Raw genomic sequence first — 9,444 nt, 5'->3', positions numbered from 1 at the left:
GAACAAGACGACACCGCCGGAGGGCAGGGGCATGCCGAGGCCCTTCGCCACTTCGTTGCGCGTCACCAGCACACGCTCGAGCGCGGACTCGAACTCGCTTGGCGGCGGTTGGAGCCGATAGACGCTTTCGACCTTCACCGCCGGCTGCTTGAGGAACGCAACCTGCTTCTGCGACTTGGCCGCGACCGTGACCTCCATCGGGATGCGATAAAGCCGGACGTCGCCGAGCCGTTCCTGCTCGGCAATAACGTCCCCCCCACCGCGCTCGGGCGCGGGCGGTGGTGGCGGGGGCGCTGCAGGCGCGATCGCGCGATAGCCGGTCACCGTAATCTCTTGGGCGTCCACGACCTGGATCGGCTGCGCCTCGGGGATATCGCTCGTGGTGCCTTGCGGCCAGCAGGTGATGTTGATCGCCTTGGCCTCGCCGGCGGGCACCCAGACACGCTGGCGATTGAGCCTGCCCGCGACCGCCTGTGTCTGCGCGTTGGCGAGACCGGTCTCGTCAGCGTTCGCCAGGGTCAGCCAGGCAAACAGCGATACCTTGTCGCCGGCCGGCGCCAGCTCAGCCACGTAATTGGCCTGCCAGTCGAAATTATTGGTGATGTAGGAGAGCGTAACTGTCCGCTCCATCGCCTCGGGGCTTCGGACCCTGACCGACAGCGTCGGTTTGGCCGACAGGCCCACGGGCACCTGGTTTGCGGTCAGGCTCTCGGGCAAGCCCGTGCACCGCAACGCTTCGATCCCGTCCGCCGTTTGCACGACGATACCGTCGCTGGTCGCGCGAACGATGGCATCCTGCTCCCGCACTGCCCCGGTCGCTTTCGATGTCCGCCGCAGGTGGAGCCGCTCGCCGAGCGACGCATCCAGTAAAGCGCCGGGCGACAGCAGCCGTGCGTCGCGGTTCTTCTCCAGCACAGCCTCGCCCAGGCCGGTCAGGATCGCGCTTTGCGGCACGATGCCTGAGGTCACGCCCTCGAACCGGACGTCGCTCTCGCCGGCCGGCAGTCGGATCCGCCGGGTCTCGCTGACCAGGGCATAACCGCCGAGCCAGTCGAGGTTGAGCTGTGTCACGCCGCGATCGGGATCGCGGTAGACGGTCACGGCAACTCGCTCGGGCGCGGGAGACGTCACGACGCTCTGCGCCGTCGCCTGCGCCGAGAAGAGAACCGCCGCGATCAGGGCCAGCGCGCGCATCGATCAATAACGGCTGTCGAAGGTCGCTGTGACGGTCGCTTCGCCGTTGGCCGGGACCGGGACGCTCCAGCGAGCCTGGTCGGCGTTGGGCCGGATCGACTTCATGCTCTCGTTGGTGACGCGGGTGTCGCCGACAAGGCCGCTCTGGAACAGGTCGACGGTTACCGGCTTGGGCGATGCGTTGGTGAGTGTGTAGCGCATGCGCGTTTTCCAGCGGTCGCCGCTGACGCGGGTTCGCTCCTCGACCACCGGTCTTACCTTCACGTCGAAGGCCTGGCCCGTCGCAAGACCGATTTGCGATCCCATGGGCGTGTGACCGATCGGGTGCTCACCGACGAACTGCGGGTTGCCCCGCGCGTCGCGCTGATAGACGCGAACGGTGCCCGCGGGCAGCGCGTCGCCAAGCCCGCCGTCGCGTGAGCTGGAGAAGCGCAGGACCGTGGACACGCTCATCGGCTGGTCGCTGGTCGTCAGCCACCCGTTGTTGAATTCGTACCCGCGTGAAGCCGGCGCGCCATGAACGTCGAGGAAGCTGACCTGCTTGGTCTGCTTGTCGGCGATCGTGGTGCGTTCGGGCAGCGGGTAGAGATAGAAATCGCCGAGACGTTCGCGGCCCGCCGTCTGGGTGCCGGCCTGGTAGATGCCGCCAGGCGGCGGCGGCGGCGGGGGTGGCGGAGATGGATAACGTCCGAAGTTCCGGTAGGCGCCCGAGCTGTTTCCGACCGCGCCCGCGACGAGCATCGTGTTCGCATTGATGTAGGGCGTTCCGCTGTTGTTCGTCAGCGTCACCCAGCCCTGGACATCCATGCGGCCGTTGGGCTCGTCGAACAAAGCGACATAGTCGGCGGACCAGCCGAGCCCGGGCGTCAGATAGGTCAAGGTCACGGGGCGCGATCCTCCGCCATCGGCCTGGACCGTGACGGACAAGGTCGGGCGGGCGCGAAGACTGGCCGGGACCTGGTCGAAGATCACGCGTGCCGGCAGCCCGTCATCGCGAAGCACCTCGATGCGGTCGCCGATCTGCATCACGACGCCACCGTTGGCGGCAAGGATCTTGGCGCGCTCGCGCACCTCAGCACCGTTGGCCGGATTGACTCGCACCAGCGTAACCGTCTGGCCGACCGCGTTCTGCATCAGCGCCGAGGGGCTCAAGAGGTCGAAGTCGAAATTCTGTTCGACGATGCCGATCCCACGGCCCGAGAGGGACACCGTTTCCGGCTGGATCTGGGCAGAGACGTCGCGGAATTCCTGACGGCTGCGCCCGGCGGGCAGGTTGATGACACGCTTGTCTTCAACCAGCGCTCGGTCGTTGTTGTAGATGGTGACGGCAACGTCCCCTTGCGCCGTCTGCGTGGGCGCTGGAACATCCGCTTGTGCAAGCAGCGGCGCCGACGCGGCAATCGCCGCGCTGAAAAGGAATATGTGACGCATTATAGTCTCCCCGAAACTCACTGGCGGGGAGAACGATACCTGGTATCGGTTAGCCAACCCGCTGATACTGCACAGAAAATGCGATCAGCAGTTAACCGGTTCTGAATGCGGCTCAGGCCGCCGGAGCGATCTCGTCTTCGCCTTCGGCCGGGCGAGCAGCACGGGTGCGGCGACGCGGCTTCCGCGGTTCGTCATCCGACGTCTCGGCAGCCTCCGGTTCATCGCGGCCGATTGCCGGCGGCAGAACGTCGAACGGGATCGTCTCGCTGTCGTTGGCGTGGGCCGGTTCGGCCTCGGCGCGAGGCTGGCGATTGCCACGGTCGTCGCGGTCACCGCGGTCGTCGCGGCGCGGCCGGTTGCGGCGGTTGAAGCGCTCGTCGCGCTCGTCGCGCTCCTCGCGGCCGTCGTCCGAAGCCTCGGCCTCGACCATCTCGTCGTCGCTCTGGCCGTCATCGTCACCGTCGTCATCATCACGCTGACGCCGCGGGTTCTGCTCTTCAAAGCGAGCACGACTTTCGCTGAGGACGCGGAAATAGTGATCCGCGAACTGCAGATAATATTCGGTCTGGACACGGTCGCCCGCGAGCTGCGCATCACGCGCCATGCTCTTGTACTTCTCGAGGAGCTGCGCAGCGTTGCCGCGCTGGCGATTATCCTGGCGGTTGCCCGGCTGTCCGCCGAGGTTCCGACCACCACCTTGTCCCCCACGACCGCGCCGGCGGCCGCCCTGACGATTATTGATCAAATGCCTACGTCCTTACGCAGTAATCATAAGCCCCTTGGCCTAGGCGGGCGGGCCAACGCCGAGGCGCGGTCCTGACCCTTTCGTTCCGGTCTGCGCATAAGTTGCGCGAAATGAACGGCCGATTGCGTCGGGGGTGGAGCGAGCTGGCTCAGCTTTTCACAAGGGAGCAGGCCCGGTCCTGACAACTGATGTAGTGTCCCCGCAGCGCAATGCCAAGCGCTTTTCTCTCATATCCAGGTTAACAGGACCGCACGAGGCCGCCCGGCCAAGTCTTCGGCGACCCGCGCTTGCAGCCCGTCGCGGCTCAGAAAATCCATCACTTGCTCGGCCTGATCGGGCGCGATTTCGATAGCGGCGAACCCGCCCTTCTGAAGCAGCCGCGGGATTTGCGGGGCAAGCTCACGATAGGCATCAAGGCCATCCTTGCCCGCGAAGAGCGCTTCGTCGGGCTCGTACTCAGCGACACCCGGGCCAAGTTCGGCTCCGTCGGCGATGTAAGGCGGATTGCACAGAATGAGGTCGAACTTCTCGACCAGCCCGTCGGCCCAATTGCCCTGAACGAGCTTGACGCGGCTTTCGAGTTCGAGCCGGCGCGCGTTCGCGGCGGCGTAGGACAAGGCGCCGCGCGATACATCGACGCCGAGACCTGTCGCATCGGGCCACACATCAAGCGCGGCGAGCAACAAGGTTCCCGGCCCGGTCCCGAGGTCCAGTATCCGCATCGGGCCAGCAGTTCCTTCGAAATGCTCGATCGCCGAAGCAATCAGCACCTCGGAATCGGGGCGCGGCACGAGCACGCCGGGCCCGACATGGAGGTCGATGTTCCAGAAGGCGCGGCGACCGGTGATGTAGGCGACCGGTTCGCCCGACTGGCGCCGCTCGACCATCTTCCAGAAGCGCTGCGGGACCTTGCGATCGGGCGGCGACAGTATGAGCTTGTCGCGATCGATATGGAGCGCTTCGGCCATCAGCAGCTCGGAATCGAGCCGTGCGGTATCGCTCGTCTCGCTTAGCTGGCGCGCGGCATCCGCCAGCGCGCGAACGATTTGCTTCACGCTTCGTCCAGGCCTGCCAGCCGCTCGGCCTCGTCCTCGGCAACCAAAGCGTCGATCAACTCTTCGAGCCCGCGGCCCTCAAGGACTTCGTCGAGCTTGTGAAGCGTCAGGTTGATGCGGTGGTCGGTCACGCGGCCCTGCGGGAAGTTGTAGGTGCGGATCCGTTCGGACCGATCACCTGAACCCACCATGGATTTGCGCGCGCCGGCGCGCTCGCTCGCAAGGCGCTCGCGCTCCATCTCGAACAGGCGCGTGCGCAACACCTTGAGCGCCTTGGCCTTGTTCTTGTGCTGCGACTTCTCGTCCTGCTGGATCACCACGAGCCCGGTTGGAAGGTGAGTGATGCGGACCGCGCTGTCGGTCGTGTTGACCGACTGCCCTCCGGGCCCCGACGATCGATAGACGTCGATCCGCAGGTCCTTGTCGTCGATATGGACGTCGACATCTTCCGCCTCGGGTAGAACCGCGACCGTCGCGGCCGACGTATGGATACGGCCCCCGCTCTCGGTCACCGGAACGCGCTGGACGCGGTGGACCCCGCTTTCAAACTTCAGCCGGGCGAACACGCCGCGGCCGTTGATGGAAGCGATCGCTTCCTTGTAGCCGCCGAGCTCGGCGGCGCTCGCGCTGATCAGCTCGAACTTCCAGCCTTTCTCGTCGGCGAACCGCTGGTACATCCGAAGCAGGTCGCCGGCGAACAGCGCCGCCTCGTCGCCGCCGGTCCCGGCGCGAACTTCGAGCATCGCCGCGCGGTCGTCGGCGGCATCACGCGGAAGCAGCTGGACCGCGAGCGCGCGCTCGGCGAGCGGAAGCTTGTGGCGGATTTCGTCGGCTTCCGTCGCCGCCATTTCCTTGAGCTCGGCCTCGGCCGCAGGGTCGTGAACCATACCGTCGAGCACGAGCAGTTCTGCGCGGAGACGGCGGACCTCGCGGGCGGCATTGGCCACCGGCTCGATCGCTGCATAATCCTTGCTCAGGCGCACGAATTCGTCGGGCGCGAGGTCGGGCTTAGCCATCGCCTGGGCGAGTTCATGCTTGCGCGCTTCGATCGACGCGATGCGGTCGGACGAAATCTGCGTCATCGTGCGAGCGCTTCACCAAGCAGGTCTAGAGATACGCCGCGCTGTTCACCGCTGGCGAGGTTCTTGAGCTGCGCCTCACCGCGATCCAGCTCATCATCGCCGATGATCAGCGCGTAAGCGGCGCCGGCATCGTTCGCCTTGCTCATCCGCTTCTTCATGTTTCCGCGGAACGCCATGTCGGCCGCGACGCCCTCACGGCGAAGCCCCGCGACGATCCGCTGCGCCTCTTTCTCCGCGCGTTCGCCGAGCGGCACGATAACCACAGTCGGCATTTCGCGCGCCGGCGCCCCGATCATCATTGCCAGCCGCTCGATCCCGGCGGCCCAGCCGACCGCCGGCGTGTGCGGCCCGCCGAGCGCCTCAACCAGTCCATCATAGCGGCCACCCGCGATCACCGTGCCTTGCGCGCCAAGGCGGTCAGTCACAAACTCGAATGCGGTGTGGCGGTAATAATCGAGCCCGCGCACCAGCTTCGCGTTGCGCTTCCACGGAACGCCGGCGGCTTCGATGCCCGCGACAACCGCCGAGAAGAAGTCGGAAGCCTCGCTCGTTAGATGTTCATCGACGCTCGGCGCGTCGGCGCAGATGCCCCTGTCGCGTGGATCCTTGCTGTCGAGGATGCGCAGCGGGTTTCGCTCGAGCCGCGCCTGACTGTCTTCCGACAGTTCTTCCTTATGCCCGTGGAAATATTCGACGAGGGCCGTACGCCACGCGTCGCGGGTCTCCGGGTCGCCGAGCGTGTTCAGTTCCAGAGTCACGCCGTCGGCGATCCCAAGCTCGACCAGCAGCTGGTAGCCAAGGCTCAATATCTCGACGTCGGCCTGCGGCTCGGCAGCACCGATGATTTCGGCGTCGAGCTGGTGGAATTCGCGGAAGCGTCCCTTCTGCGGCCGCTCGTAACGGAACGCCGAGCCGTGCGTCGCGAGTTTCAGCGGCGCATGCTGCTGCCAGCCTTCGCTCAAATAAGCGCGGCAAATGCCCGCGGTGAATTCGGGCCGGAGCGTGATCGATTCTCCGCCGCGATCCTCGAACGAATACATTTCCTTCGACACGACGTCGGTCGTCTCGCCGATCGAGCGCGCGAAAACCTGAGTCTGCTCGATCGTCGGAACCTCGACGCGCTTGAACCCGAACAAGCGGCGCGCGCGATCGAACGCGGCAACCACCGCGGCGAGGCGGTCGGCGTCTTCTCCGAGCAGGCTTTGCGTGCCCCGAACGGGCTGAACCGGCGTCATGCTACGGCGCTAAAGCACAAATTCGCTATCCGCAAAATCAGGGCGTGGTTGTCGGCTGTGCCTGTTGCTGCTGTTCGCGCTCGCGCTGCTGGCGAAAGAAGCTCGGCGGCGGCGAGAACAATTTGCGGAAGCTGATCATGATCGTCCGGCCCAGCGGGTCGAGCAGGTCCGGCTGATAATTGGAAGGGACGCTGCCGGCCGCGTCGTGAACCTTCGGCTTGGCGTCGAACAGATTGTTGACCTCCAGCCTTAGCTGCGTGCCGCGCATCCACGGGTGCTTGATCGCCATTTCGGGCACATCGCCGGGGTTGGCGAACAACCGCAGATCGAAGGTAGCGAGCGGCGAGAAGCGAAGATTGTCACCGCTCAAGGTGTCGACATTTGTGCCGCTGCGCCAATTGGCGCCAAGCCGCGCACCAATCCCGTTGTTGGCCCAGCCGGCCTGTGCCTGGACCTGGTGGCGCGGCGTTCCACCGCTCGACCCGGCCGCATCTCCGTGGAGATAATCGAGCCCGGGCACGCCAGGCGCGATCGTGACCTTGTCCTTGAAGGTGATCGTATCGGTCAGCGAGAAGGTCAGCCGGCCGCGATTGCCACCCCCGAAGAAGCCACCGCGTCCGCCACGACCGCCGCCGCCGAAGCCGCGTCCGCCGCTGTCGCCACCACCTGCCGGAGGGCCGGTGTCCGGGGGCGGTGGACCGCCCTCGGGTGGCGGCGCCGGGGCCGCATTGCCGCCTTGCGCGGGCGCGCCGTCGGCGCGGTTGCGGCCGCCGCTGAACTGGGCGCGGATCTGGTCCATGACCGACTGCGAGGGACGTTGCGATTTGAGCGGCTTGGAGAAATCGAAGCCGATGCGCAGCGTGTCCCTGCGCGCATTGTCAAAGTTAACCGGCCGCAAATCGACCCGCAGCAACTGACCTGAAGAATCCCGCTGGAATCGGTCGGGGAACGCCGCCTCGATCGCCTCCGTCACGGTGATGCCCGAAATCGGCCGGTCAATCGTCGAATGGACGTAGTCGGCGCGCAGCCGCAGCTGCGTGTTGGCGAATGGCTGCCAATTGGCGCCGATCTTCCACACGTTGCGCTTGTCGGCGAGGAGGCCGGGGTTGCCGCCGGTCGCGGCCGTGGCGAGCACCGTCCGGCCGGTCGTGAAATCGAAGATGCGCGCGCCCGGCGTCTCGAGCACGGGATCGCCGAGCTGGTTGATGGTCGGCGCACCTTCTTCGCGCGTCCAGCTGGTGATGAGATTGAGCCGGTCGACCGGAGACCAGTTGGCGCCGGCGCCGAACGTCGTCAGCGTGCCGAAGTCCGACAGCTGGTTGATTTCAGCATTGCCGTTCAAAGTAAGGTTGCCGAGCGCACTGAAGTCGCGGTTGCGCCGCGAAACGGGAAGGTCGAGGTTGATCGCGGCCTGCCCCGTTGTTCGACCGAGCGACGTATCAGTGTCGGCAGTTGCCGTGAATCGGTGGCTGTCGAGATGCTCGGTCGTCCCGCCAAGCGTGATCGTCGTGCTTGCGTCGCCCGCCGGAAGCTTGAACAATTTCCCGTTGGCAGTCGCCGTCAGATCGGCTGAGGTGCTGGTTTCGCGCGCGCGGTCGCGCAGGCCGTCCGGGTCGTCACGATCGGTCTTGGTGATGTTGCGATCGAGGTCGGCATTGCCGGTTACGGTCCAGTGCCACTGACCTTTGGTGCCATTAAGCGCCATGCCAGCATGGGCGCTGTTGCTGGATGTGTTGCGCGCGAGCGGCTCGATCAATGTCTCGCCGAGCCCGATCAGCGAGCGGCCCTCCTGATGCTCGAGCTCGCCATTGAAGGTCGCCGAGACATCGCCGAGGATCTTGCGGTTGACCGTCGCCGACCCGCGCAGGTCGCGCTTGGTGCCAATCAGCGAGCGCGCGGCGAGGGCCTGGTCGATCGTGCCGGCCGAGGGCGGGTTGCTGAGCAAGATGTCGCGCTCGTTCTCGGTCAACATGCCGTTGCCTTCGGCATGGAGGTTGAAGGTCGTGCGGCCGGCTTTGTCGATCATCAGCCGGGTGATGTCGCCGACGCCGCCGGCATATCCGCCGTCGGTCGCCGTCGTGCCCGCCACCTGCACCGCGGTCGACCGGAAGCGGTTGCGAAGAACGATATTCACGACCTTCTGGTCGGCGCGATAGCCATATTTCAGCGCGACCTCCTCCGGCAGGATCTCGACCCGGCTGATCGCTTCGGTCGGGATGTCGCGGAGCTCGCGGAAGCCGGAGATGCGCTGCCCGTTGAGTAGCAGCACCGGGGCTTCACCGCCCCGGCCCTGCGCGCTGCCGATTTGCGGCGCGAGCGCATCAAGCAGCTCGGTGATGTTAGTTGCACCCGTCGCCCGCACGTCGCGCGAATCGAGCGTGTTTTCCGGCGGGATGTCGCCGATCGCGGAGCCGGGGAGGCTGCGCGAGCCCGTGACGACAATCGCACCTTCGTCGTCGCCATAATCGTCAGAAGGCTCCGCCGCAGGCGCGGGCTCAGCGCTGGCAGCGGGCTGGGTGTCAGCCGGATTAGGTGCCGGCGCTGGCGCATCCTGGGAATGCGCAACACCGGGCAAGGCGATGGTGGCTGCTCCGAGCAGCATTAACGAACGATAATACATGATACTCCGCTAGACCGGCAGCCTGAACAGGCGATGACAACGCCGTGAAGCTCGACAAAGTGCCGATTTGCTCCGACAGAAA

At 65.9% G+C, this 9,444-nt stretch carries 7 protein-coding genes (1 of these 7 only partly in view); all 7 read right to left on the bottom strand.

Going from position 1 to position 9,444, the window contains the following annotated elements:
- Nucleotides 1–1,194 carry the 5' portion of a DUF4139 domain-containing protein gene (locus tag AC4K8G_RS08325; protein ID WP_491733690.1) on the bottom strand. The gene continues 312 nt to the left of window position 1, outside the view, so the window shows 1,194 of its 1,506 coding nt (coding positions 1–1,194); its start codon is at nucleotides 1,192–1,194; its stop codon lies off the left edge, out of view.
- A 3-nt stretch (nucleotides 1,195–1,197) separates the two neighbouring features.
- Entirely contained in the window at nucleotides 1,198–2,625 is a 1,428-nt protein-coding gene (locus AC4K8G_RS08320) for a DUF4139 domain-containing protein (protein ID WP_491733689.1), read from the bottom strand.
- Nucleotides 2,626–2,737: 112 nt separating this feature from the next.
- Entirely contained in the window at nucleotides 2,738–3,370 is a 633-nt protein-coding gene (locus AC4K8G_RS08315) for a DUF4167 domain-containing protein (RefSeq protein WP_491733688.1), read from the bottom strand.
- 227 nt (nucleotides 3,371–3,597) lie between these two features.
- On the bottom strand, nucleotides 3,598–4,425 hold the full coding sequence (gene prmC / locus AC4K8G_RS08310) for a peptide chain release factor N(5)-glutamine methyltransferase (protein ID WP_491733687.1): 828 nt from the start codon (nucleotides 4,423–4,425) through the stop codon (nucleotides 3,598–3,600).
- A complete protein-coding gene (prfA, locus tag AC4K8G_RS08305; RefSeq protein ID WP_491733686.1) occupies nucleotides 4,422–5,507 on the bottom strand; it encodes a peptide chain release factor 1 in 1,086 nt (361 codons plus the stop codon). Before prfA ends, prmC begins: the two co-directional genes overlap by 4 nt.
- The gene (gene hisS / locus AC4K8G_RS08300) at nucleotides 5,504–6,742 is read right to left on the bottom strand and encodes a histidine--tRNA ligase (protein WP_491733685.1); all 1,239 of its coding nucleotides are present in this window, start codon (nucleotides 6,740–6,742) and stop codon (nucleotides 5,504–5,506) included. Before hisS ends, prfA begins: the two co-directional genes overlap by 4 nt.
- Before the next feature lie 37 nt (nucleotides 6,743–6,779).
- The gene (locus AC4K8G_RS08295) at nucleotides 6,780–9,362 is read right to left on the bottom strand and encodes a TonB-dependent receptor (RefSeq protein WP_491733684.1); all 2,583 of its coding nucleotides are present in this window, start codon (nucleotides 9,360–9,362) and stop codon (nucleotides 6,780–6,782) included.
- Nucleotides 9,363–9,444: the final 82 nt, after the last annotated feature.

The sequence above is a fragment of the Sphingomonas sp. SP3 genome (assembly GCF_058514305.1).
This window is presented reverse-complemented; position numbering and strand designations above follow the sequence as displayed.